This window comes from Nocardia sp. NPDC050712, from assembly GCF_040654295.1.
Lineage (GTDB): Bacteria > Actinomycetota > Actinomycetes > Mycobacteriales > Mycobacteriaceae > Nocardia.
In genome coordinates, this window is sequence record NZ_JBFAHT010000001.1 from 424,108 (window position 1) to 448,805 (window position 24,698).

At 68.9% G+C, this 24,698-nt stretch carries 25 protein-coding genes; 13 read left to right on the top strand and 12 right to left on the bottom strand.

Annotated features, from left to right (window positions below; translation table 11 throughout):
• Positions 1–69 precede the first annotated feature (69 nt).
• A complete protein-coding gene (locus tag AB0H76_RS02010) occupies positions 70–969 on the top strand; it encodes a glycosyltransferase family 2 protein (RefSeq protein WP_357316049.1) in 900 nt (299 codons plus the stop codon).
• Positions 970–1,043: 74 nt separating this feature from the next.
• Complete coding sequence (locus tag AB0H76_RS02015; protein ID WP_357316051.1) at positions 1,044–2,123, top strand: NDP-sugar synthase; 1,080 nt, start codon at positions 1,044–1,046, stop codon at positions 2,121–2,123.
• 4 nt (positions 2,124–2,127) lie between these two features.
• Here the strand turns inward: AB0H76_RS02015 and AB0H76_RS02020 are convergent, their stop codons facing one another.
• Complete coding sequence (locus AB0H76_RS02020) at positions 2,128–2,820, bottom strand: response regulator (RefSeq protein ID WP_357316054.1); 693 nt, start codon at positions 2,818–2,820, stop codon at positions 2,128–2,130.
• Positions 2,817–4,400, bottom strand: coding sequence for an ATP-binding protein (locus AB0H76_RS02025; protein WP_357316057.1), 1,584 nt, complete (start codon positions 4,398–4,400; stop codon positions 2,817–2,819). The genes AB0H76_RS02020 and AB0H76_RS02025 overlap by 4 nt, the downstream gene beginning before the upstream one ends.
• Positions 4,401–4,609: 209 nt before the next feature.
• Between AB0H76_RS02025 and AB0H76_RS02030 the strand changes: the two genes are divergently transcribed.
• Positions 4,610–5,995, top strand: a complete 1,386-nt coding sequence (locus AB0H76_RS02030; protein WP_357316060.1) for a cation:dicarboxylase symporter family transporter — start codon at positions 4,610–4,612, stop codon at positions 5,993–5,995.
• 140 nt (positions 5,996–6,135) lie between these two features.
• Here the strand turns inward: AB0H76_RS02030 and AB0H76_RS02035 are convergent, their stop codons facing one another.
• Positions 6,136–6,354 carry a DUF4287 domain-containing protein gene (locus AB0H76_RS02035; protein ID WP_357316062.1) on the bottom strand — a complete coding sequence of 73 codons (219 nt, stop codon included), beginning with the start codon at positions 6,352–6,354 and terminating at the stop codon, positions 6,136–6,138.
• A gap of 129 nt (positions 6,355–6,483) precedes the next feature.
• Positions 6,484–6,909 (bottom strand): DUF4267 domain-containing protein, encoded by a 426-nt coding sequence (locus AB0H76_RS02040; protein ID WP_357316064.1) that lies wholly within the window; start codon positions 6,907–6,909, stop codon positions 6,484–6,486.
• 119 nt (positions 6,910–7,028) lie between these two features.
• Here AB0H76_RS02040 and AB0H76_RS02045 point away from each other — a divergent pair, with 119 nt between their 5' ends.
• Together AB0H76_RS02045 and AB0H76_RS02050 are read left to right on the top strand one after the other, a co-directional pair.
• Positions 7,029–7,616, top strand: a complete 588-nt coding sequence (locus tag AB0H76_RS02045) for a TetR/AcrR family transcriptional regulator (RefSeq protein WP_357316067.1) — start codon at positions 7,029–7,031, stop codon at positions 7,614–7,616.
• Positions 7,617–7,679: 63 nt separating this feature from the next.
• Positions 7,680–9,149 (top strand): NAD(P)/FAD-dependent oxidoreductase, encoded by a 1,470-nt coding sequence (locus AB0H76_RS02050; protein WP_357316070.1) that lies wholly within the window; start codon positions 7,680–7,682, stop codon positions 9,147–9,149.
• On the opposite strand, the gene AB0H76_RS02055 is transcribed toward AB0H76_RS02050, so the two are convergent.
• From AB0H76_RS02055 to AB0H76_RS02090, 8 genes are all read right to left on the bottom strand, one after another.
• On the bottom strand, positions 9,146–10,066 hold the full coding sequence (locus AB0H76_RS02055) for a cation diffusion facilitator family transporter (RefSeq protein ID WP_357316073.1): 921 nt from the start codon (positions 10,064–10,066) through the stop codon (positions 9,146–9,148). The genes AB0H76_RS02050 and AB0H76_RS02055 overlap by 4 nt on opposite strands.
• A gap of 52 nt (positions 10,067–10,118) precedes the next feature.
• Positions 10,119–11,039, bottom strand: coding sequence for a cation diffusion facilitator family transporter (locus tag AB0H76_RS02060; protein ID WP_357316074.1), 921 nt, complete (start codon positions 11,037–11,039; stop codon positions 10,119–10,121).
• Between the two features lie 132 nt (positions 11,040–11,171).
• The gene (manA, locus tag AB0H76_RS02065; protein ID WP_357316077.1) at positions 11,172–12,398 is read right to left on the bottom strand and encodes a mannose-6-phosphate isomerase, class I; all 1,227 of its coding nucleotides are present in this window, start codon (positions 12,396–12,398) and stop codon (positions 11,172–11,174) included.
• The gene (locus tag AB0H76_RS02070) at positions 12,398–13,621 is read right to left on the bottom strand and encodes a tobH protein (RefSeq protein WP_357316080.1); all 1,224 of its coding nucleotides are present in this window, start codon (positions 13,619–13,621) and stop codon (positions 12,398–12,400) included. Before AB0H76_RS02070 ends, manA begins: the two co-directional genes overlap by 1 nt.
• Positions 13,622–13,764: 143 nt before the next feature.
• The gene (locus tag AB0H76_RS02075) at positions 13,765–15,141 is read right to left on the bottom strand and encodes a phosphomannomutase/phosphoglucomutase (protein WP_357316083.1); all 1,377 of its coding nucleotides are present in this window, start codon (positions 15,139–15,141) and stop codon (positions 13,765–13,767) included.
• Between the two features lie 70 nt (positions 15,142–15,211).
• Positions 15,212–15,607, bottom strand: a complete 396-nt coding sequence (locus AB0H76_RS02080) for a DUF3499 domain-containing protein (RefSeq protein WP_357316085.1) — start codon at positions 15,605–15,607, stop codon at positions 15,212–15,214.
• 65 nt (positions 15,608–15,672) lie between these two features.
• Positions 15,673–16,146 carry a metallopeptidase family protein gene (locus AB0H76_RS02085; protein WP_357316088.1) on the bottom strand — a complete coding sequence of 158 codons (474 nt, stop codon included), beginning with the start codon at positions 16,144–16,146 and terminating at the stop codon, positions 15,673–15,675.
• An 88-nt stretch (positions 16,147–16,234) separates the two neighbouring features.
• Positions 16,235–16,468 (bottom strand): WhiB family transcriptional regulator, encoded by a 234-nt coding sequence (locus tag AB0H76_RS02090; RefSeq protein WP_357320309.1) that lies wholly within the window; start codon positions 16,466–16,468, stop codon positions 16,235–16,237.
• A gap of 573 nt (positions 16,469–17,041) precedes the next feature.
• On the opposite strand from AB0H76_RS02090, the gene cofD reads away from it, so the two are divergent.
• From cofD to AB0H76_RS02130, 8 genes are all read left to right on the top strand, one after another.
• Positions 17,042–18,010, top strand: a complete 969-nt coding sequence (gene cofD / locus AB0H76_RS02095) for a 2-phospho-L-lactate transferase (protein ID WP_357316090.1) — start codon at positions 17,042–17,044, stop codon at positions 18,008–18,010.
• Entirely contained in the window at positions 18,007–19,356 is a 1,350-nt protein-coding gene (locus AB0H76_RS02100; RefSeq protein ID WP_357316092.1) for a coenzyme F420-0:L-glutamate ligase, read from the top strand. The genes cofD and AB0H76_RS02100 overlap by 4 nt, the downstream gene beginning before the upstream one ends.
• 19 nt (positions 19,357–19,375) lie before the next feature.
• Positions 19,376–19,894, top strand: coding sequence for an NUDIX domain-containing protein (locus tag AB0H76_RS02105; RefSeq protein WP_357316095.1), 519 nt, complete (start codon positions 19,376–19,378; stop codon positions 19,892–19,894).
• A gap of 534 nt (positions 19,895–20,428) precedes the next feature.
• Entirely contained in the window at positions 20,429–21,484 is a 1,056-nt protein-coding gene (locus tag AB0H76_RS02110) for an alkane 1-monooxygenase (RefSeq protein WP_357316100.1), read from the top strand.
• 100 nt (positions 21,485–21,584) lie between these two features.
• Positions 21,585–21,839 (top strand): hypothetical protein, encoded by a 255-nt coding sequence (locus AB0H76_RS02115; RefSeq protein ID WP_357316103.1) that lies wholly within the window; start codon positions 21,585–21,587, stop codon positions 21,837–21,839.
• 156 nt (positions 21,840–21,995) lie between these two features.
• The gene (gene ahcY / locus AB0H76_RS02120; RefSeq protein ID WP_357316105.1) at positions 21,996–23,462 is read left to right on the top strand and encodes an adenosylhomocysteinase; all 1,467 of its coding nucleotides are present in this window, start codon (positions 21,996–21,998) and stop codon (positions 23,460–23,462) included.
• Between the two features lie 114 nt (positions 23,463–23,576).
• On the top strand, positions 23,577–24,224 hold the full coding sequence (locus tag AB0H76_RS02125) for a dTMP kinase (protein WP_357316108.1): 648 nt from the start codon (positions 23,577–23,579) through the stop codon (positions 24,222–24,224).
• Between the two features lie 69 nt (positions 24,225–24,293).
• Positions 24,294–24,698 (top strand): response regulator (locus AB0H76_RS02130; RefSeq protein WP_357320312.1); only part of this gene is annotated, 405 nt, incomplete at its 3' end.

A 24,698-nucleotide genomic window follows, 5' to 3' on the forward strand; every position in this document is an offset into this window, starting at 1 on the left:
GAGCTTGCGAACCGACAACACAGCCGCCAAAGCGGTCGCAACGATGCCGAGCGTCAGCGAGGCAGCGTTGTGAGCGCTTCCGATCAGTTGGCCCCTGGTGGCCTGGCCGTCGTCACGGTGACCTACTCGCCCGGCGAACACCTCGAGCACTTCATTTCCACCCTGGCCACCGCCACCGGTGAGAAACCTCAGGTGATTCTGGCCGACAACGGCTCGACCGACGGGACGCCCGAACTGGCCGCCGAGGCCAACGCGCACGTGCGCCTGCTGCGCACCGGCGGCAATATCGGCTACGGCGGCGCGATCAACCGCGCGGTCGCCGAGATCGACCCGAGCATCGAGTTCATCGTGATCGCCAACCCGGATATCCGCTGGGACACCGACTCCATCGATCACCTGCTGACCGCCGCCAAGCGCTGGCCGCGCGCGGGCGCGCTGGGCCCGCTGGTGCGCGAACCCGACGGCAGCGTCTACCCGTCGGCCCGCGCGGTGCCCGGTCTGCTCGACGGCGCCGGCCACGCCATCCTCGGCTCGGTCTGGCCCGGCAACCCGTGGACCCAGCGCTACCGCCGCGACAACGAGCAGATCGCCGAGCGGACGGTCGGCTGGCTGTCCGGCTCCTGCCTGCTGGTGCGCCGCTCGGCCTTCGACGCCATCGAGGGCTTCGACTCCCGCTACTTCATGTACATGGAGGACGTCGATTTCGGCGACCGCATGGGCAAGGCCGGCTGGCACAACGTGTTCGTGCCGACCGCCGAGGTCACCCACGCCAAGGGGCATGCCGCCGGCAAGCATCCGGAAGTGATGCTGCCCGCGCACCACGCCAGCGCGTACCGCTTCCAGGCCGACCGGCATCCGCACTGGTGGCAGGCCCCGCTGCGGCTGGCGCTGCGCGGCGGACTTGCCATTCGCGAGCGTATTGCGGTTCGATCGGCGCTGCGTCAGCAGGCGCGAGAAGCAGCTCAGTAGCCGTACAGCAAGCTAGCCTGGTTCAGGCATGTGCCCTGTCGGAGACAGATCCCAGTGAACAAGGGGAACTTTTAATGGGAAACGCAGGCAGCACCGATGCTGTGATCCTGGTCGGGGGCCAGGGCACGCGGCTGCGTCCGCTCACGCTCTCGGCGCCCAAGCCGATGTTGCCGACCGCGGGCCTGCCGTTCCTGACCCATTTGCTGGCGCGCATCGCCGAGGCCGGGATCACCCACGTCGTGCTCGGCACCTCGTTCAAGGCGGAGGTGTTCGAGGAGCACTTCGGTGACGGTTCCGAACTCGGCCTGGAACTCGAATACGTCACCGAGACCGAGCCGCTGGGCACCGGCGGCGGCATCCGCAACGTGCTGCCCAAGCTGCGTGCCGACAACGTGATGGTCTTCAACGGTGACGTGCTCGGCGGCACCGATCTCGGCGCGGTGCTCGACACCCACGAGAAGTCCAACGCCGACGTCACCCTGCACCTGGTCCGGGTCAGCGACCCGCGCGCCTTCGGCTGCGTCCCCACCGACGAGAACGGCCGGGTCACCGCGTTCCTGGAGAAGACCCAGGATCCGCCGACCGATCAGATCAACGCCGGCTGCTACGTCTTCCGCCGCGAGTACATCGAGAAGATCCCGCCCGGCCGCCCGGTCTCGGTGGAGCGCGAGGTCTTTCCCGCGCTGCTGGCCGAGGGCGCGCGCGTCCAGGGCCACGTCGACACCTCCTACTGGCGCGACATGGGCACCCCCGAGGACTTCGTGCGCGGTTCCGCCGATCTGGTCCGCGGCATCGCGCCCTCCCCGGCCCTGCCCGGCCAGCGCGGCGAATCCCTCGTGCATCCGAGCGCGGGCGTCGCCCCGGGCGCGCTGCTGATCGGCGGCACCGTCGTCGGCCGCGGCGCCGAGATCGGCGCGGGCGCGCGGCTGGACGGTGCGGTCATCTTCGACGGTGCGGTCATCGAGGCCGGGGCCACCGTCGAACGCTCGATCATCGGCTTCGGTGCCCGCATCGGTCCCCGCGCGCTGGTCCGCGACGGCGTCATCGGCGACGGGGCCAATGTCGGCGCGCGCTGTGAATTGCTGCGCGGCGCCAGAATCTGGCCCGGTGTGGAGATCCCCGACGGCGGCATCCGCTTCTCTACCGACGTCTGAGCGGTCAGCTCTTCCAGAGGTAGCGCGTCTTCGGCCGGCCCGCCCGGCCGTAGTCGCTGCGCCGCAGCACCAGGCCGTCGTCGGCCAGTTTTTCCAGGTAGCGCCAGGCTGTGATGCGGGAGACGCCGATGGCGATCGCGGTGTCCGCGGCGGTCATGCCGTCGGCGGCGTCGCGGACGACCCGCGAGATCTCCTCGAGGGTTTGCGGCGCGACACCTTTCGGGGCGCCGGCGCGCTGGTCGGTGGTGCGCAGCGCGGCGAGCGCGCGGTCGACGTCGTGCTGGGTGACGGCGGATTCGCCGGCGGGCAGCGCGGTGCGGAATTCGCGGTAGCGCTCCAGCTTTTCCCGGAAGGCGGCGAAGGTGAAGGGCTTCAGGAGATAGAGAACCACGCCGTGGGACACCGCGGTGCGGACCATGGTGAGGTCGCGGGCCGAGGTGATGGCGATGACGTCGGGGCGCGGCGCCAGGCCGGACAGCGCGGCGGCGACGTCGAGGCCGCTGGTGTCGGGCAGCCCGATGTCCATGAGCACCAGGTCGATCGGGGTGCCCGCGGCGGCGGCTTCGGCGGCGGCGCGCATGGCGTCGCGGCCGGTGTGCGCGATACCGACCGGGGTGAAGCCCTCGATGCGGGCCACGTAGGCGTGGTGCGCCTCGGCGATCAGGGGTTCGTCCTCGACGATGAGCACTCGGATCACGACTGTTCCTGTCTACCTTCGATATTCGCGGTGCTCCGCGGGATTGCCACGGTCACCGCACTTTCCGGGTCGCGCTCGGTGCCGATGACACCGTCGTGGCGGCCGACCAGCCGGTGCACCAGCGCGAGGCCGAGCCCGTGGTGGTCGGATTTGGTGGTGTATCCGCGTTCGGCGGCGCGCGCGAACAGCGCCGCGGACATGCCGGGGCCGCTGTCGGCGACCCGCAGCAGCAGGGCGGAATCCTGCTGCCGCACCGTCACTTCCACCCAGCCGCCGGCGCCGTCCGGCCCCGCGGCGGCGTCGATGGCGTTGTCGATCAGGTTGCCGACCAGGGTGACCGCCTCGTGGGCGGACAGCGGCGCGGTCGAATCCAGCGCGGTGTCCTCGGCGATGGTCAGTTCGACGCCGCGCTCGGCGGCCTGATTCACCTTGCCCAGCAGCAGCGCGGCCAGGGCCGGGTCGCCGACGTCGGCGAGCAACCGGTCGATCAGGGTCTGGGAGAGTTCGAGTTCGGCGGTGGCGAACTGCACGGCTTCCTCGTGCTGGCCGAGTTCGACCAGGGTGACCACGGTGTGCAGCCGGTTCGCCGATTCGTGGGCCTGGGCGCGCAGCGATTCGGCGAAACCGCGCACCGAGTCGAGTTCGCCCATGACGGTGCGCAATTCGGTGTGATCGCGGATGGTCATGACGGTGCCGAGCGGCCGCCGCCCGGACTGCACGATGTCCTGGTTGACGAGCAGGATCCGGTCGCCGGTGACGTGCATTTCGTCGCGCACCACACCCCAGCTCATGCGCTGCATGGACAGCGGCAGGTCCGCGCGCCGCACCGGGCCGTCGGGCAGATCGAGCAGGCGGCGGGCCTGGTCGTTGACGACCTCGGCGTCCTCGCCCGCACCGAACACGACCAGGCCCTCGTGGATGGAGTGCAGGACCGCGTCGTGCTGCTCGTACATCACCCGCAGCTCGTCCGGCGCGAGACCGTGGGTCTGGCGGCGTAGTCGGCGGCTGAGCAGGAACGATCCGGCCGCCGCGACCAGCAGCCCGGCCAGCGCCACGCTGCCGATCTTGGGCAGCTGATTGCCGACCTCGTCGCTGATCCGGGCCCGCGTCACGCCCGCCGACACCAGCGCGATGATCGCTCCGGACTCGTCGCGCACCGGGGTGACCGCGCGGATGGACGGGCCGAGGGTGCCGGTGAAGGTCTCGGTGAACGTCTCCCCGGCCAGTGCCCGGTCGATGGTGCCGCTGAACGGGTGCCCGATCTGGGCCGGATTGGTGTGGGTGAACCGGGTCCGGTCCAGCGCCATCACGACGATGAAGTCCATGCCGGTCTGCCGGCGGATCGCCTCGGTGACCGGTTGCAGCAGGGCGGTCGGGTCGGGGGAGCGGACCGCGTCCGCGGTGCCGGGCACCAGCGCCACGGTCACCGCGACGTCGATGACCTCCTGCTCGGTGGTCAGGTCGCTGGTGCGCCGGGCGTCGAGGACCGCGAGCACCGCGCCGATCCCGATCACCAGCGTGATGACGATCAACTGCAGCACAAAGGCCTGTCCGGCGAGAGTGAGCCGGCCTTGTTTCATCAGCCGACCTCCAAACGCACGAGCTGAACGTAATGCAATAAACCGTGACCCAGGTCACGTGGGTCGTCATCATTTTGCACAGGGGCCCACAGGCCCGTTCACGCCGGTACCTTTTGGAAGGCATTTCTCGCCATGAGAGAGCGCAGCGAACGAATCATGTGCCAGCGCGCATCGCGCATGCTGGAGCCGAGCGTCAGCGAGGCGGAAGCATGAGCGACACAACTCAACAGGTGACGAGCGCGCCCAAGCGCGATCGCACCCACTGGCTCTATCTGGGCGTGCTCGCCGCCGTCGTCGCGGGCATCATCGTCGGCCGGGTCGCCCCGGATTTCGCGGTCTCGCTCGAACCGCTGGGCAAGATCTTCGTCAACCTGATCAAGATGATGATCGCGCCGGTGATCTTCTGCACCATCGTGCTGGGTATCGGCTCGGTCCGGGCCGCGGCTACCGTCGGCAAGGTCGGCGGCCTGGCGTTCGCCTACTTCCTGGTCATGTCGACCGCCGCCCTGGGTATCGGCCTGGTGGTGGGCAACCTGCTCGAGCCCGGCTCGGGCATGAACATCTCCTCTTCCGCGGCCGGCCAGGGCGCCAAGTACGCCGATCAGGCGCACGCCGCGGGCGGTACCTGGGAATTCATCCAGGGCATCGTGCCGACGACGCTGGTGTCGTCGCTGACCTCCGGCAGCGTGCTGCAGGCCCTGTTCGTCGCGCTGCTGGTCGGCTTCGCGCTGCAGGCCATGGGCAAGACCGGCGAGCCGATCCTGCGCGGCATCGCCGCGATGCAGCGGCTGGTGTTCCGGGTACTGGTGATGATCCTGTGGCTGGCCCCGATCGGCGCGTTCGGCGCGATCGCGACTGTCGTCGGCAAGACCGGCTGGTCCGCGGTGGTGCAGCTGGCCACGCTGATGCTCGCCTTCTACCTGACCTGCCTGGTGTTCGTCTTCGGCGTGCTGGGTGTGCTGATCCGGGTGGTGTCGCGGGTCTCGATCTTCAAGCTGGTGCGCTACCTGGCCCGCGAGTACATGCTGATCGTCGGCACCTCGTCCTCGGAGTCGGCGCTGCCGCGCCTGATCGCCAAGATGGAGCATCTCGGGGTGCAGAAGACCACCGTGGGTGTCGTTGTGCCGACCGGGTATTCGTTCAACCTCGACGGCACCGCCATCTACCTGACCATGGCCTCGATCTTCATCGCCGACGCGATGGGCAAGCCGCTGAGCATCGGCGAGCAGGTCGGCCTGCTGGTGTTCATGATCGTGGCGTCCAAGGGCGCGGCCGGCGTCACCGGCGCCGGGCTGGCGACGCTGGCGGGCGGCATCCAGAGCCACCGGCCCGAACTGCTCGACGGCGTCGGCTTGATCGTCGGTATCGACCGGTTCATGTCCGAGGCCCGCGCGGTCACCAACTTCTCCGGCAACGCGGTCGCCACCGTCCTCATCGGCACCTGGACCAAGACCATCGATCCCGAACGCGTGCAAGCCGTCCTGAACCGGGAGATCCCGTTCGACGAGCAGACCATGGTCGATGACCACCGCCCCGCCGAACCAGCCGAAGACCCCAAGCCGGGAGAACCCGAGAAATCTCTCCAACCGGCTTGATGCGGTCCCGATTGTCACAGCCATAAGCCGCGACATCGGGACAGTGCCGCCGGCCGGTCGCTCCACCGGCCCGGCACACCAACCACGAAGGGCCCGCGAATCCCGCGGGCCCTTCGTTGGTTTTCCGGACTGGAACAGCCTCAGGCGGCCCACTTTTCGGGGTTGAGGTGGTGCTGGGTGATGGCCGAGGCGTGGCCGTGGCCGAAGCCGTGCTCGGTCTTGAGCCAGGTGACGAGTTCTTTGAAGGAGGTCAGGCCGGTTTCGCGCATCGCGGTCTTCCACTCGTCGATGGTGCGGCCGTACTTGGCCTCGATGGAGGGGAAGTAGGAAGCGGGTCCGTGCGGCTTGGCGGCGGCCATGATGTTCTCCTCGTGCTGCGTGGTGTTACCCGTATCGACGGGGCGGTCGGCGAAAATTGATCGGGCTGTGAGCCAGAACACAAAAAACGCGCCGACCCCGAGGCCGGCGCGTTCGAAAGGTGCTGGAGCTCAGGCGGCGATCGGCGCGGGAACCCGGGCCGGGGCCGGAGCGGTACGGGACTCGCGGATCAGCAGCCCGCCGGTGAGGGCGACGAAGACGGCGGTCAGGCCGTGGATGCCCAGTGCCGTGGCGGCGGAGCCGTCCCAGCTGAACACGGTGAGCATGTCGCCCAGCGGGATCAGGGCGATCACCAGCGTGGTGATGCCCAGGGCGTAGCGCTGCTTGGTGGCCAGCAGGACCAGGATGAGAATCCCGGAGACGGTGTCGCGCACGCCCTTCAGGTTCATGAACGCCACCGCGTCGCCCTCGGGCCAGGCCGGGAGCCCGAAGCCGGTGGCGATGGTCTCCGGCGTGATCAGGTAGCTGATGCCGATGTAGAGGATGAAGGCCGCTCCGATGAGGGAGAAGACGGTGGCGAGGCGCGAGACGTTCATGGTGACTCCTGGTGTGCGGCCCCGGATTTCCCCGGTGCTCTTTTTTCTAGCGGCGCTAGGTTCGAGAGCAACATTAAACGAGCATCGCTACTTTGTCTAGCGCTGCTAGTATTTCTTTCATGAGCACTCAGGCCCGCAAAGAACGCGACCGCGCCGAACGGCACCAGCGCATCGTCGACACCGCCCTCGAATTGGCCGAGAACGACGGCTGGGAGTCGGTGACGGTGCGCAAGCTGGCCGAACGCATCGAGTACAGCCAGCCGGTGCTCTACAGCCACTTCGCGGGGAAACAGGCCATCGTCTCCGAGGTCGCCGAGCAGGGCTGCGCGGTACTCGCGGACACGCTGCGCACCGCGCGCGGCGCCGCCACCACGCCGGAGCAGGCCTTCGCCGACGTCGCCCGCGCGTACCTGAACTTCGCCTCCGACAACCCCGCCCGCTACGACGCGATGTTCGTCCTGAAGACCGACCTGAATTTCGGCCCCGACGCCCCGCAGGCCCTGCGCGACGCCTTCGGCGAAATCCAGGCGCTGTTCAGTCCCTACTACGAGGGGGCCGCTCTCGCCGCGCGCACCGAAGTCGCCTGGTGTTCGATGCACGGCATCGCCACGCTCGACCGGGCCGGCCGGCTGGTCGACGCCCTCCGCGAACAGCGGCTGACCATGCTGCTCGCCGAATGGATCGCCGCGGTGGGTCAGACCGGGTAAACCGGCCTGTGCGTTGGATTACCGCCGCCGACCGGGCCGGGATTCAGCGGTAGCGTGGAGGTCATGGCTGATGTCGCAGTGGTCGGATCCGGACCCAACGGGCTCGCCGCGGCGGTGATCCTGGCGCGTGCGGGCCTCGCGGTGGAGGTCTTCGAGGCCCAGCCCACCGCGGGCGGCGGTTCCCGCACCGCCGAGCTCACCTTGCCCGGCTACCACCACGACGTCTGCGCGGGCGCGCATCCGATGGCGTTGGCGTCACCGTTCTTTCGGGCCTTCGACCTGCCCGCCCACGGTGTGGAGCTGCTCATGCCCGAGGTCTCCTACGCGCATCCGATGGACGGCGGCCGCGCGGGCTTGGCCTGGCACGATCTGGACCGCGCAGTCGCGGGCCTCGGGCGCGACGGCGCCGCGTGGCGCGGCCTGTTCGAACCGCTGGTGCGCCAGTGGGAAGCGGTCGTCGACGTCGCGATGGGTGACCTGCGCCGCCCGCCCGCCGATCTGGTCACCGCGCTGCGTTTCGGCTTGCGCGTGTTCGAACAGGGCACGCCGCTGTGGAACAAGCGTTTTCAGGACGACCTGGCCCCGGCCCTGCTGACCGGCGTGGCCACGCACGCGATCACCCCGCCGCGTGCCATCCCCGCCATGGGCGCGGGCATGCTGCTCGGCACGCTCGCGCACGCGGGTGGCTGGGTGCTGCCGCGCGGCGGCAGCCAGGCCATCCCGAACGCGCTGATCACCGAACTCGAACGGCTCGGCGGCAAGGTCTACACCGGCCAGCGGGTGGACTCGCTCGCCGAATTCGGCACGGCCCGCGCGGTTCTGCTCGACACCTCGCCCGCGGAGCTGCTGCGCATCGGCGGCGACCAGCTGCCGCGCCGCTACGCCAACCAGCTCGGCCGGGTGCACTACGGCGGCGCGGCCTGCAAGGTCGATTTCGCGCTGTCCGGCCCGGTGCCGTGGCGGGCCAAGGATTGCGATCGCGCGGGCACCCTGCATCTGATCGGCACGCGCGAGGAAGCCATGGTGGCCGAGCGCGCCGTCGCCGCGGGGCGGCACGCCGAGAACCCCTACGTGCTGGCCATCCAGCCCGGCGTCGTCGACGACACCCGAGCCCCCGCGGGCGGCCACACCTTCTACACCTACGCCCACGTCCCCAACGGGTCCACCCGAGACATCAGCGATCAGATCATCGCCCAGGTGGAACGCTTCGCACCCGGCTTCACGGATCTCATTGTGGCCAAGCACGTCTGGACCGCCGCCGAGCTCCCGGCGCACAACGCCAACTACTTCGGCGGCGACATCTCCGCCGGCGCGATGACCCTGCGCCAGACGGCCTTCCGGCCGGTCGCGCGCTGGAACCCCTACGCCACCCCGGTTTCCGGGCTCTACCTGTGCTCCTCGGCGACGCCACCCGGCCCGGGTGTGCACGGCATGAACGGCCTGAACGCGGCCCGCCACGTCCTGCGCCGCGAATTCGGTATCCGCACGGATCCGCTCGAACTGCTGGATCCGGGCCGAGCGGCAACGCGCTAAATCTGCTCGGGGCGGTGGATCTCGGGTTCCAGATAGACCACATCCACCTGGCTCAGCGCCGTCCGCACCCGCGCCTCGGCGTCGTTGATCGCGTCCGCCACCTCGGTGACATCCAGGAACGGCGTCATCTGGATCTTCGCCGCCACCATCAGCTGATCGGGCGCGAGGTACTCGGTGCGCAGCCGCAGCACCCGGTCGATGCGGTTGCCGTCGACCAGGAGCTCCCGGATCGCGGCGTCCTCGGCCGGGGTGGCCCCCTCGCCGATCAGCAGGCTCTTCATCTCCACGATCAGCACGACCGCGATGACGCCGAGCAGCACGCCGATCGCCAAGGTGCCCAGGGCGTCCCAGATCGGATCGCCGGTCAGCACGGTCAGGCCGACACCCGCGAAGGCGAAGCTCAGCCCGATCAGCGCGCCGCTGTCCTCCAGCAGCACCACCGGCAGCTCCGGATTGCGCGATTCGCGAATGAAGCGCCACCAGCTGCCGCGGCCCTTGAGGCTGCGCGACTCGCGCATGCCGGTGCGCAGACTGAAACCCTCCAGGCACAGCGCGACCACCAGGATCGCGATCGCGACCAGCGGCTTCTCCAGGTGTTCGGGCTCGCGGATCTTGTCGATGCCCTCCCGGATCGCGGTGAGCGAGCCGAGGGTGAACAGCACCAGCGCCACCACGAACGCGTAGAAGTAGCGGTTGCGCCCGTAGCCGAAGGGGTGTTTCGAGTCCGGCTCGTGCTCGGAGCGCTTCTGCCCGAGCAGCAGCAGACCCTGATTGCCGGTGTCGGCGACCGAGTGGATCGCCTCGGCCATCATCGACGACGACCCGGTGATCAGCGCGCCGATGAACTTGGCCACCGTGATTCCGGCGTTCGCGCCCAGCGCCGCGAAGATCGCTGTCTTGCTGCCGCCGGCTGACATTCCGCCAAACTACCGGCGGCCCGGGCGAACCGCCCGCCGACACCCCGCCCGGTCAGGCCGGATCGGTGCGGTACAGATCCGGTTCCAGGTAGATCAACCGCGCGGCCGGGACCGCACCGCGCACCCGCGCCTCGGCGGCGTCGATGGCGGCGGCGATCCCATCGATCTCCAGGCCGGGGGTCATCGCGATCTTGGCGGCCACCAGGATCTCCTCCGGGCCGATGTACTGGGTCTTGACGTGGATGACGCGGGTGATGCGATCCCCGTCGACCAGGTTCTCCTTGATCAGCTTGTCCTCGGCGGCGGTCGCGCCCTCACCGATCAGCAGGCTCTGCATCTCGATGATCAGGATGATCGCGATGACACCGAGCAGCAGGCCGATGGCCAGGGTGCCGATGCCGTCCCAGATCGGGTTGCCGGTGATCATGGTCAGGCCGACGCCGGCGAGCGCGAAGATCAGGCCGATCAGCGCGCCGGTGTCCTCCAGCAGCACCACGGGCAGCTCCGGGCTGCGCGAGGTGCGGATGAACCGCCACCAGCTCACCTCGCCCTTGAGCGGGCGGGATTCCTTGACCGCGGTCCGGAAGCTGTAGGTCTCCAGGCCGATCGCGATCACCAGGATGACGATCGCGACGATCGCCGTGCTGAGTTCCTCCGGGTGCTGGATCTTGTGGATGCCCTCGTAGACCGCGTAGATCGAGCCGATGGTGAACAGCACCAGCGCGACGATGAACGAGTAGAAGTAGCGGTTGCGCCCGTAGCCGAACGGATGCAGCGCGTCGGCCTCCTGCTCGGCCTTGCGCTGCCCGAGCAGCAGCAGCCCCTGATTGGAGGTATCCGCCACCGAGTGCACCCCCTCGGCCAGCATCGAGGCCGAACCGGTGATCGCCGCACCGATGAACTTCGCGACCGCGATCCCCGCGTTCGCCGTCAACGCGGCGATGATCGCCTTCTTGCCACCACCAGCAGACATGTCCGGAATGCCCCTCTCGTTTCTCGGTTCCCCGCCCTACGCGACCGGCCCGGCGGAAGTTGCCCCGCTGTGTCATCTCGCTCAATCACCGCTTAACTTAGCGTGTCCGCGGCGAAACGGACTCCGGGCGACTCATCCCGAGCCCGGGCCGCCGCCCACACAGGCGCAGAAGACCTGGGCCGCGCCGTCGACCGCGCAGGCCCGAATTTCCTTGTCCGAGGCCGACACCCACGCCGCCGCGCCGCGGCGCAGCAGCAGTTCGCTGTCGTCCTGGCGCAGCAGCACGGAGCCGGCGGTACACAGCACGATGCCCGGCCCGGCGCCGGTCAGCGGCAGCTCGCCGCCGGCCCGCAGATCCACCCGGCGCAGCGCGAATTCCGAGGCGGGCGTGCGGTAGCGCAGGGAGCCGTCGGCGGCGTACTCGGGCAGCACGACGGGCAGGTCGATCGGTTCGAAATCCAGTACCCGCAACAGTTCCGGCACGTCGACATGCTTGGGGGTGAGACCGCCGCGCAGCACGTTGTCGGAGTTGGCCATGATCTCCACGCCGAGCCCGCTCAGGTAGGCGTGCAGGTTCCCGGCGGCCAGGTACAGGCCCTCGCCGGGTTCGAGGGTGAGCCGGTTCAGCAGCAGCGCGGCCAGCACGCCGGCATCACCCGGGTAGGCCTCGGCGAGCTCCAGCGTGGTCTGCGCCTCGGGCAGGAACGGGCGCTCGCCGCGGCCGTGCAGATAGCGCACGCAGCCGTCGAGCACCGCGGGCAGCAGCGACTCCAGGACGTTCTGCGGCAGCGTGATCCAGGTCGTGAACAGCGTCCGCAGCCCGGCCGAATCCGGTTGCGCCGCGAGCAGGTCGGCGTAGGGACCCAGCGGCGGCACGGCCAGCGCGCGCAGCAGCGCGACGGTGCGCCGCGGGTCGCGGAACCCGGCCAGCGCCTCGAAGCGGTCCAGCGCCACCACCAATTCGGGCTTGTGGTTGTCGTCGCGGTAGTTGCGCATCGGCGAGTCCAGCGGCACCCGCGCCCGGTTCTCGCGCTCCCAGCCCACCCGCGCCTGCTCGGCACTCGGATGGGCCTGGAGCGACAGCGGCTCCTCGGCGGCCAGGATCTTGAGCAGGAACGGCAGCTTGCCGCCGAATTCGGGTGCGGCCGCGCCGAGTTCACCGTCCGGGTCGGCGGCCAGGTACTCCAGCAGGGATCGGCTGGCGTCCCCGACCCGGACGTGTGCCGGGTCGGCGGGGTGGGCGCCGAACCACAGTTCGGCCTCCGGGTGCGCCGAGGGAACCGGTCGGCCGCACAGTTGAGCGAGAGCGGTGCGTGAGCCCCAAGCGTAGGAGCGCAGTGCACCAACGAGTTCGTGCACTAGTAGCGTCCCCCGTCGAATTCCTCGCCGCTGCCGGTGGTCGCCGGCGCCCCGGAGCCGAGCAGCCGCAGGTAGGCCGCGGCCATCTCCAGGCGCAGCGCCAGAACGGCGAGTTGTTCGAGTTCGGTGCCGTGCCCGGAGGTGCCGGGCTGGTGGGCCGCCGGATCGTCGATCTTGGCCGCGGCGGGGACACTCGGGTCGGCCAGAGTGGCCTGCAGCAGGTCGATATCGGCGCTGACCAGGTCGGCGTCGACCAGGCCGGAACCGCCACCGAAGACCGCGATTCTACGGCGCGCCGCGGACTGGTCCGGGTCGGCGCTGAGCACGAATACGCGTACGCGTTCCACCGGCGCGGGACCGTCGAGTTCCTCGTCGTGGAACAGCGGGTCGAAATCCGGGGTGGTGCGGCCCGCCGCCTCGGTGATGCGCGGTAGCGCGGCCACCGCCTCGGCCAGGCTGACCGCGGCGGTGACCCGGCCCGCGGACTGCACCAGCACCTCGGCGCCGTGCTCGGCCAATTCGCTCGCGGCCGGGGAATCGCCGGCCAGCACCAGCCCGCGCTGCTGCATGCGCGCGGCGAGGGTCTTGGCCGGATTGTGGAAGACATCGCTGTGCGGGCCGTCGCGCAGCGCCTCGGCGTCGAGCAGGTCGGCCAGCGCGGTCAGGTCGGGCACGGCGTCGGCGGTGCGCACCGGATCGACCAGGCGCAGCACGGCGATACCGGCGGCGAGGAAGCGCAGCAGGCGGTTGTGCGCGAGCACCTGGACGCGCGGCTCCAGGATCGCGGCTCGCCCGGCGGCGGCCGCGCGTAGCGGACCCTCCAGCGGCGCGGCGACCACCACTTCGGCGCCGCGGCGCACGGCCCGGTCCACCGAATCGATCAGGCGCGGATCACCCGCGTCGTCACCGGCCACCAGGACCACGTCCAGCGGGCCAACCCAGGGCGGCAGCGTGGCCGCGGACATGATCGGCAGGCCGGCCCGATCACCGAGGGCGGCCATCAGCAGGTTCGCGGCGCGGGTGGCGCGGCCGGCGCCGCAGACCAGCACCACGCTGCGCGGTCGTAAGCCGGTGAGGCGAGCGAGTACATCCTCACCGACGGCTGCCGCGGTCGCGCGAACCTGCGCGCCGCCGGAGGCGGCCGAGCGCAGGGCCCCGCCGGTATCGGCGGCTTCGAGCGAAGCGGCGTCGTCGAGGTCGAGCACCGGTGTTCCAGCGATCATCGGGCGTCCCACCTCCCCTCATCGCGCTGCTGTGATTCCACTATTCCAGTCGGGAGCGAACGACGCTCAGGATCTCGGCGACCCGCTCCCAGTCCTCGGAGTGCTGTCCCACGCATCACTCCTGTGTAATTCCACTATTCCAGTCAGCCCCGAACGATGCTCAGGATCTCAGTCACAAGTGCATCTACTTCCTCCGGCGAACGAGCCTCGACATTGAGTCGGAGCAACGGTTCGGTGTTCGACGCGCGCAGATTGAACCAGGCGTTGTCGGGGAGCTGGACCGTCACACCGTCCAGCCGGTCCACCGAGGTCGCCCGGTCGCCGAACGCTTCCAGCACGGCAAGCGTCCGCTCCTTCGCGTCCGGCACTGTGGAGTTGATCTCCCCGGAGGCCGCATACGTTTCATAGGAGGCCATGATCTCGGAGATCGACCGGTCGGATTCGCCCAGCGCGGCCAGCACGTGCAGCGCCGCGAGCATGCCGGAGTCGGCGCCCCAGAAATCGCGGAAGTAGTAGTGCGCGGAGTGCTCGCCACCGAAAACCGCGCCGGTGGAAGCCATTTCCTGCTTGATGAACGAGTGCCCGACCCGGGTGCGCACGGGCGTGCCGCCGAGCCGGGTGACCAGCTCGGGCACCGCGTGCGAGGTGATCAGGTTGTGGATGATGACCGCGCCCGGCTCCTTGGTGAGCTCGCGCTCGGCGACCAGGGCGGTGATGGCCGAGGGCGACACCGGGTCGCCCTTCTCGTCGACGACGAAGCAGCGGTCGGCGTCGCCGTCGAAGGCCAGCCCGATATCGGCGCCGGACTCGCGCACCAGCGCCTGCAGGTCGACCAGGTTCTTCGGGTCCAGCGGGTTGGCCTCGTGATTGGGGAACGAGCCGTCGAGTTCGAAGTAGAGCGGCACGACCTTCAGCTGCGGCAGCGTGCCGAGCACCTCGGGCACGGTGTGGCCGCCCATGCCGTTGCCGGCGTCCACCGCGATGGTGAGCGGGCGGACGTGCTCCAGATCGACCAGCCCGCGCAGATATTCGGCGTAGGCGGTGAGCAGATCGACCTCGGTGGCGGTGCCGGGTGCGCCGTCGTAGGCGGGCACGCCGGTGGTCACCTCGGCGGCGATGGTGGCCAGGCCGGTGTCCTGACCGACCGGCAGCGCGTTGGCGCGGCACATCTTGATGCCGTTGTACTTGGCCGGGTTGTGGCTGGCGGTGAACATGGCGCCGGGGCAGCCGAGATGGCCGGAGGCGAAGTACAGCTGATCGGTGGAGGCCAGGCCGATGTGCACCACATCGAGGCCCTGGGCCCGCACACCGTCGGCGAACGCGGTGGCCAGGCCGGGGGAGGAATCGCGCATATCGTGGCCGATGACCACGCGGGTCGCGCCCTCGGTGCGCATCAGGCGCGCGAAGGCGGCGCCGACGTCCTGCACGAACTGCGCGTCGATCTGTTCTCCGACAACACCGCGGACGTCATAGGCCTTGATGACCGCGTTCACGAACTCGGCAGAGCGGGCGACTGTCATGCGCACCACCCTAGTGTGCACAGGCGCACGGGATCTCAGCTGGGCGGCATCGGGCACTGCCACGCGTGGTTCAGCTGGGCGGGTCCGGGAGTACGCGTAGGTGACCGCGACGGCCCGTGCGGGTGGCGCGCGGCGCCGGGGGCGCGGCGTACTCGCGGTAACCGCGGTCGGCGGCGGGCTCGGGCGGGCGGCGGCGTAAGCCGGCTTCGCGCACCGCCTCGGCCAGCGCGGTCAGATCGTCGTCATCCGGTGTGCTCGAGGAGAATCCGCCTTCGTGCCGGACCAGCTCCCACCCCTTGGGGGCGGTAATCCGAGACCCGTGGGTTTCACACAGATCCCAGGAGTGCGGTTCGGCGACGGTGGCCAGCGGGCCGACGACGGCCGTGGAGTCGGAGTACACATAGGTGAGCGTCGCGACGGCCGGGTTCTTGCAGCCGGGTCGGCAACAACGACGCATGGGGATCACGCCGAGAAGAGTAACCCCCCTGGCGCTTTCGCGGGCTCAGACACGCTCTAGATCACTGATCGGGGCTACTCCGGATCGATGATCTCCGGGTCGACGCCGAGGTAGGTGGCGATCTGCTGCACCAGGACCTCGCGCAGCAGGTCGACCAGATCGTCGGGGTCACCCGCCCGCAGTTCCAGCGGCTTGCGGAACAGCACGACCCGGGCGCGGGTGGCCGCGCCGTGCCGATCGACACCGGCGGGGATCAGTCGCGACAGCGGCACCGGGCCGTCGGCCACCACCTCGTCCGGCCAGGTGACCGAATCCGGATGCAGCGGACGAATTTTCGGCACGTCGTCGACGGCGATATCGAGTTTGGTGAGCCGCTCGTGCCAGCGGCTGTCCAGCGGCGCGAACGCCTCCAGGACGAGACGGTCGAACTGCTGGCCGCGGGTGCGCCAGGCGGGAACAGTCGGGGGCAGCATGGGCCCGCGCACGCCCCGGCCGCGGCGGATCACCGACCGGGCGGTGGGAGGTCGTCGGTTGCGGGAACGTGCCATGTAGAGAAACTTACTGGGCACTACACGCAAACTCGCGCCGACCTCGGGTGAGGCCGGCGCGAGTCGAGTGCGAACAGGTACCGCGGGACTAGCTGATGCCGCGTTTGAGCCGGCGGCGCTCTCGTTCGGAGAGGCCGCCCCAGATACCGAAGCGTTCATCGTGGGCGAGTGCGTACTCCAGGCACTCGTCACGAACCTCGCAGCCCATGCAGATCCGTTTCGCCTCGCGGGTCGAGCCGCCCTTCTCGGGGAAGAACGCCTCCGGATCGGTCTGCGCGCACAGTGCACGTTCCTGCCACTGCTCTTCGATGGTTTCGAACATCTCGTCGAAGCCCGTCACGATCAGGCTCAACCGGGGTGCCGGGGCCGTCTCGGGTGGCAAGTGCTCCGCACTCGCCTGGTGTTCTGACTCTTCCGAGCGATCTGACAAGCAGTCGCTAGCGGCCCGGCCGATGTCTGCGCAGACGCCACGTGCTGCGCCTGCTGTGGAATCGGTAGGCGTGACCATATCGTCGGCCATCGCTCCGCCTCCTCACTGTGTGTTAGCGCAGAATGATTCTTTCCGTCGGACCAACGCGCACACCGACGGCCGTACCCCGCGACGTTGTCCCGCGGACATCCCCGAGCTCGTCACTCCGGTGCGAACATGCGTTCGAAAACCTGTCCGCGGCTTGAGGTCTCGCGCGGACCCGGAATGACATGACTGTGATTAGACACGCCGGACGTGTCGATGGTCAAGCCGCCGACGCTATTCCGTTACTATCCGCCATCGTTTTCCGCGCTGATCTTGGTGTCTGCCATAGCAAATGGTTAGCAAATAGGTTGTTGCGGTCGGGCGCGTCGGTTACGCCTAGGCTGTGCGGATGTGACTGCACAACAAGCGGACCGCAGCTCGGTGCGCACGCCCAAGATCGCTGTCCTGGTCGGCGGAGTAGGCGGCGCGCGCTTCCTGCAGGGCGTCCGGGAACTCCTGCCCGACGCCGAGATCTCGGCGATCGTGAACGTCGGCGACGACGTCTGGATGCACGGCCTCCGTATCTGTCCCGACCTCGATACCTGCATGTACACGCTGGGTGGCGGCATAGATACCGAGCGCGGCTGGGGCCGGGTCGGCGAAACCTGGCACGCCAAGGAGGAGCTGGCGAATTACAACGCGCAGCCGGATTGGTTCGGTCTGGGTGATCGCGATATCGCCACGCATCTGATTCGAACTGAAATGTTGCGTGCCGGATACCCGCTTTCCGCGGTCACCGAAGCGCTCTGCAATCGGTGGCAGCCGGGCGTCAAACTCATCCCGGCAACCGACGATCGCTGTGAAACACATGTGATTGTGAGCGATCCGGAGAACCCTGGCGAACGTCGCGCGATCCATTTCCAAGAGTGGTGGGTTCGCTATCGAGCGAACCTCGAAACGCACGGATTTGCCCAAATCGGGGCAGACGAAGCGAAACCGGCCCCAAATGTGACGGAGATCATAGCGGAGGCTGATGCCGTCCTGCTGGCACCGTCGAACCCCGTTGTCAGCGTCGGTGCCATCCTCGCCGTACCCGGCATCCGGGGTGCGTTGCGCACCACGGAAGCGAAGGTGATCGGCGTGTCGGGAGTGATCGACGGCAAGCCGCTGCGCGGCATGGCCGACGAATGTCTGTCCGTGATCGGTGTGGAAACCACCGCCGAGGCGATCGGCCGGCACTACGGCGCCCGCTCGGCCACCGGCATCCTGGACGGCTGGCTGATCCACACCACCGACACCGCCGACGTGCCCGGCGTCGCGGTGCGCAGCGTACCGCTGCTGATGACCGATCCGCCGACAACCGCCGAAATCGTCCGGGCCGCCCTGGATCTCGCGGAGGTGAAGTGGTGAGTAAGGAGATCGTCGATCACGCGGCCACCGAGCTGACCATCCTGCCGGTCACCGGCCTGCCCGAATTCCGGCCCGGCGACGACCTCGCCGCGCACCTCGCGGCCTGCGCGCCCTGGCTGGCCGACGGGGACATCCTGGTGGTCACCAGCAAGATCGTCGCCAAGGCCGAGGGCCGCATCGTCGCCGCGCCCACCGACCCCGAGGAGCGCGACACCGCGCGCCGGGCGCTGGTCGACCAGGAAGCGGTGCGCGTGCTCGCGCGCAAGGGCCGCACGCTGATCACCGAGAACAAGCTCGGCATCGTGCAGGCCGCCTCCGGCGTCGACGGCTCCAATGTGGAGCAGGGCGAATTGGTGCTGCTGCCCGCCGATCCCGACGCCAGCGCCAAGGCGCTGCGCACCGCGCTGGCCGAGTCGCTCGGCGTGGACGTCGCGGTCGTCATCACCGACACCATGGGCCGGGCCTGGCGCAACGGCCAGACCGACGCCGCCATCGGCGCGGCCGGGCTGCGGGTGCTGCACGACTACGCCGGCGCGGTGGACTCCCAGGGCAACGAGTTGCACGTCACCCAGATCGCGCTGGCCGACGAGCTGGCCGCCGCCGCGGATCTGGTGAAGGGCAAGCTCGGCGGCCTGCCGGTCGCGGTGGTGCGCGGGCTGCCGATCACCGACGACGGTTCGTCCGCGCGCGACCTGCTGCGCGGCGGCACCGACGATCTGTTCTGGCTCGGCACCGCCGAGGCCATCGACCAGGGCCGCCGCGAGGCGATCCGGCTGCGCCGCTCGGTGCGCCAATTCGCCGATACGCCGGTCGATCCCGAACGGATCCGGGCGGCGGTGGGTGTGGCGCTGACCGCGCCCGCCCCGCATCACACCCGCCCGGTGCGCTTCGTCTGGCTGCGCGACCCGGACCGCCGGGCCGCGCTGCTGGCGGCGATGGCCGACAAGTGGCGGGCCGATCTCAGCGGCGACGGCCGCACGCCCGAGAGTGTGGAGCGCCGGGTCGCCCGGGGCCGCATCCTGGCCGACGCCCCCGAGGTGATCATCCCGTTCTGCGTGCCCGACGGCGCGCACGACTATCCCGACGAGCGCCGCCGCGCCGCGGAGCGGACGATGTTCACCGTCGCGGTCGGCGCCGCGGTGCAGGGCCTGCTGGTGGCGCTGGCCACCGAGGGCATCGGCAGCTGCTGGATCGGGTCGACCATCTTCGCCCCCGAGGTCACCCGCGAGGTGCTCGGCCTGGCCGCCGACTGGAACCCGCTGGGCGCCATCGCGATCGGCCACCCGCTCGAGGAACTGGTCCCGCGGCCGGTACACGGCCCGGGCCCCGGGCTCGTCGAACTGTGACACAGAGGTAAGGACGCCGATGACCGCCGAGTCGCTGCACGCCTCCGCCACGAAACTGCTCGAAACCTGGAGCCCCGCAAAGGGTCCCGAGCAGTCGCTGCGGGAGGCCGTGCTCGCGTTCCTGGGTTCCGCGCCCCGGGGCTGCCTGCGCGAGCACGCACCCGGGCACATCACCGCCTCGGCGGTGGTGTACTCCCACGACGGCCGCGAGGTGCTGCTGACGCTGCACCCGCGCGTCGGGCTGTGGATCCAGCTCGGCGGGCACTGCGAGGAGAGCGACGAGACCGTGCCGGACGCGGCGCTGCGCGAGGCGCTCGAGGAGTCCGGCATCGACGGACTGGTGCTGGACCCGGAACTCTATGGCGTGCAGGCGCATCCGATCACCTGCTCGCTCGGCGTGCCGACCCGGCACCTGGACCTGCTGTTCCGGGTCACCGCGCCGGCCGGCGCGATCCCGGTGCGCAGCCACGAGTCGACGGATCTGCGCTGGTGGCCGATCGACGCGCTGCCGCCGAATGCCGAAGTGCTGCTGCGCTGATTCGGCCGGGAGCATCGCTCCCCAAACATGTTGATACCAAATCGTTGCAGACCGCATTCGCCCCGATGCCGGTCTGTTGCTCCGGCTTTCCCGTGCTCGCGGAGCCGGTTCCGCGCAGCGCCGCCTGCCAGGTGAAAGGCTCGAACCGCGTGCTCGCATCCCGCGGGTCGCGTCCGGCGATCCGGTCGTGATGACGCCGCGTCGATCCGATCTTCGCTGGTCTCCGCTGCTGTCGCACCGGATTTGAAGTCAGGGCACCCTTTGTTAGCCATGCATATGCCGTGACCGCTGTCACATGTGAGTGCGCTCAAAAACCGACCGCCGTGGTTGTAATTGCTGCCACGTTTCCCCGCCAAGCCCCCCTGTAACGGACGTAAAGTCTGTAAGTATTCTCATGCATCGGAGTTAGGGTTCTTATTTAGCGGGGCAAACGTGCAATCGGCTGGCAAACCTGCGGGGTCTCCCGACCCCAAGCGCCACTTGTGGGTTCTAGGCCTCATCGCTCCCTCCTGCGCACTCCTGCCCTCTCAGCTGGTGCTTCACACCAAGGCGCCGGTGTTCTGGTGGATCGGGCCGATCATCGTGCTCGTGGTGATCCCGATCCTGGATTGGCTGGTCGGCGAGGACGGCAGCAACCCACGCGACGAGGACTACGAGGTGCTGTCCAACGATCGCTACTACCGTTGGTGCACTTACCTGTTCCTGCCCATCCAGCTGGTCGGTCTGGGCATCGCCTGTTTCATGTGGGCAGGCAATGACCTGAGCGTGCTGGACAAGCTCGGTCTGGCAGCGACTCTCGGCTTCGTCAGCGGTATCGGCATCAACGCCGCGCACGAACTCGGGCACCGGGTGGAGCATTTGGAGCGCTGGCTGGCCAAGATCGCGCTGGCGCAGTCCTGCTACGGCCACTTCTTCGTCGAGCACAACCGGGGCCATCACGTCCGGGTCGCGACGCCGGAGGATCCGGCCAGCGGCCGCCTGGGCGAATCGCTGTGGGAGTTCCTCCCGCGCAGCGTGATCGGCGGCTTCCGCTCGGCCATCGGGCTGGAGGGCGAGCGCCTGGCGCGCAAGGGCAAGCACTGGTGGAGCCCGCACAACCACATCCTGCAGGCCTGGTCGATGTCGCTGGTGCTGTTCGCTGGCCTGGTCGCGGCGTTCGGTCTCGGCGCGCTGCCCTACCTGTTGCTACAGGCGGTGATCGGCGCGGCCCTGCTCGAAACGGTGAACTACGTCGAGCACTACGGACTACTACGCGAGCGGCGGCCCAACGGGAACTACGCGCGCTGCTCGGCCCGCGACAGCTGGAACAGCGACCGCCTCGTCACGAACATCTTCCTGTTCCACCTGCAGCGCCACAGCGACCACCACGCCAACCCCGGCCGCCGCTACCAAACCCTGCGCAGCTCCATGCAAGCCCCGCAACTCCCCGCCGGCTACGCCTCCATGATCGTGTTCGCGGCCGTCCCCCCACTCTGGCGCGCCGTCATGGACCCCCGCGTCATCGCGCACTACGACGGCGACATCAGCCGCGCGAACATCCAGCCCCGCAAGCGCCGCCGGTTACTGGCGGCGAAGCGGGCGCCCGCGTAAACGCTTGGTACAAGCGGGATTTGGACACTCGACCGAGATTGGTCTCTGGTACCTTCGAGGCAGCGGTTGCTATGCGCCGCGTATCTCAGGGGAGGGATTCATGAGGTCCATTTTGCGTACCACTATCGCGCTGTCCATCGGTGTTGCCGGAATCGCCGGCATCGGTACCGCGGCCGCCGGTGCGGCCGTGCCATCGGCCACGACCGTGGCTGCTCCGATGCTCACGGCGGGTCCCCGGGTGGGTGACTGGCACCAGCACGAGTACTACTGCAAGAACACGCTCGAGGCATGGGGCATGCAGGACCGGTTCAAATGCGTTCCGGAGAACAACGGCTTCGTCATCCGCAGGCGATAGTCCGGGTTCGGGCGGCGGCGGCCGAGATCGCCGCCGCCCCAGCTCCGGCGGCCGAAGCCCTGGTCGCGGACCTTCGGGCAGGGCGGACTCTGCCGCCGAATGGGCGGGGGCCCACGCTGTAGCCTTGGTCCCGGAACTGTCGACCAGGAGAGGCTGATGACGACCTCAGAACTTACCGCCGATGTGCGCAACGGCATCGATTACAAAGTGGCCGATCTGTCCTTGGCCGAGTTCGGCCGCAAGGAGATCCGCCTCGCCGAGCACGAGATGCCCGGACTGATGGCGCTTCGCCGCGAGTACCACGACGTGCAGCCGCTCAAGGGCGCGCGGATCTCGGGTTCGCTGCACATGACGGTGCAGACCGCGGTGCTCATCGAGACCTTGGTCGCGCTCGGCGCGCAGGTGCGCTGGGCGTCCTGCAACATCTTCTCCACCCAGGACCATGCCGCCGCGGCCATCGTCGTCGGACCGCACGGCACCGTCGAGGAGCCCAAGGGCACCCCGGTCTTCGCCTGGAAGGGCGAGAGCCTGGAGGAGTACTGGTGGGCCGCCGATCAAATGCTGACCTGGCCCGAAGAGCCGGCCAACATGATCCTCGACGACGGCGGCGACGCCACCATGCTGGTGCTGCGCGGTGCGCAGTTCGAGAAGGCCGGCGTGGTTCCGCCCGAGGAAGAGGACCACTCGGCCGAGTACAAGGTGTTCCTGAACCTGTTGCGCGCCAGCCTGGACGCCGACCGGTCCAAGTGGACCAAGATCGCCGAGAGCGTGAAGGGCGTCACCGAGGAGACCACCACCGGTGTGCTGCGGCTGTACCAGTTCGCGGCCGCGGGTGAGCTGGTGTTCCCGGCGATCAACGTCAACGACTCGGTCACCAAGTCGAAGTTCGACAACAAGTACGGCACCCGGCACTCGCTCATCGACGGCATCAACCGCGGCACCGATGTCCTGATCGGTGGCAAGAAGGTCCTGATCGCCGGCTACGGCGATGTCGGCAAGGGCTGCGCGGAATCGCTTGCCGGACAGGGCGCGCGCGTCCAGGTTACCGAGATCGACCCGATCAACGCCCTGCAGGCGCTGATGGACGGCTACGACGTCGTCACCGTCGAGCAGGCGATCGGCGAGGCCGACATCGTCATCACCTCGACCGGCAACAAGGACATCATCACCCTCGATCACATGAAGGCGATGAAGGATCACGCGATCCTGGGCAACATCGGCCACTTCGACAACGAGATCGATATGGCCGGCCTGGAGCGTTCGGGCGCAACCCGGATCAACATCAAGCCCCAGGTCGACGAGTGGACCTTCAAGGAGTCCGGCAAGGCGATCATCGTCCTGTCCGAGGGCCGCCTGCTGAACCTGGGCAACGCCACCGGCCACCCGTCGTTCGTGATGTCGAACAGCTTCTCCAACCAGGTCATCGCGCAGATCGAACTGTGGACCAAGCCGGAGAACTACGACAACGAGGTCTACCGCCTGCCCAAGGCGCTGGACGAGAAGGTCGCCAAGATCCACGTCGAGGCGCTCGGCGGCACCCTGACCAAGCTGTCCAAGGATCAGGCGGAGTACATCGGCGTCGACGTCGAGGGCCCGTACAAGCCCGAGCACTACCGGTACTGATTCTCCCGCGCTACACGGTATTTCGGCCGGTCACCCCAGGGTGACCGGCCGATTTTCGTTGCCCGATCGGGGCTCGCGAGGACCGGGTCCACCCGCCGGGTAGCCTCCTGCACCATGGGTGTCCTGGTGGCGGTGGAGGGTCTCGACGGTGCGGGCAAGCGCACCCTGATCGACGCGACCGCCGCACACCTGCGGGCGGCCGGGCTGCGGGTGACGAGCCTGGCGTTCCCGCGCTACGGGCAGTCGGTGCACGCCGATCTGGCGGCCGAGGCGCTGCGCGGCGCGCACGGCGATCTGGCGCAATCGGTGAATGCGATGGCGTTGCTGTTCGCCCTGGACCGGGCCGGGGCGGTGCCCGAACTGACGAAGTTGTTGCTCGACAACGACATCGTCGTGCTGGATCGATACGTGGCCTCCAACGCGGCCTACAACGCCGCCCGGCTGACGCAATCCGCCGACAGCGAGATCGCCCGCTGGGTGGCCGAATTGGAGTTCGTCCGCTTCGGCCTGCCGGTACCGGATCTGCAATTGTTGCTGGACGTCGATACCGAGCTCGCCGCCGAACGCGCCCGCAAGCGCGGCGAACTCGACGCGACTCGCGCCCTGGATGCCTACGAACGGGATGGCGGACTCCAGCGGCGCACCCTCGAGGTCTATCGTGAGCTGGCCGGGAGCGATTGGTACGGCCCTTGGTGGAGAATACGATCCGATGACGATCCGGCATCGCTGGCCGTGCGATTGGCGGAATTGGTTGCCGGATAAGGTTGGATGTGCGGCGGGTTCGCACCAGTGTTGGCGTGGCGGCCCGTTCCTGGCCTGGGAGATGACAACATAGTAATTATGAAGCCCAAGATTCTGGTCGTCGACGACGATATGGCACTCGCTGAGATGCTCACGATCGTCTTGCGCGGGGAAGGGTTCGACCCGCACGTGGTCGGCGACGGCACACAGGCCCTGGCGGCGGTTCGCGAGATCCGCCCCGACCTGGTGTTGCTGGACCTGATGCTGCCCGGCATGAACGGCATCGACGTGTGCCGCGTGCTGCGGGCCGATTCCGGCGTTCCGATCGTGATGCTCACCGCCAAGACCGACACGGTCGACGTGGTGCTCGGCTTGGAGTCCGGCGCCGACGATTACATCGTCAAGCCGTTCAAGCCGAAGGAGCTCGTCGCCCGCGTGCGGGCCCGGCTGCGCCGCACCGAGGAGGAGCCGGCCGAGCTGCTCTCCATCGCCGAC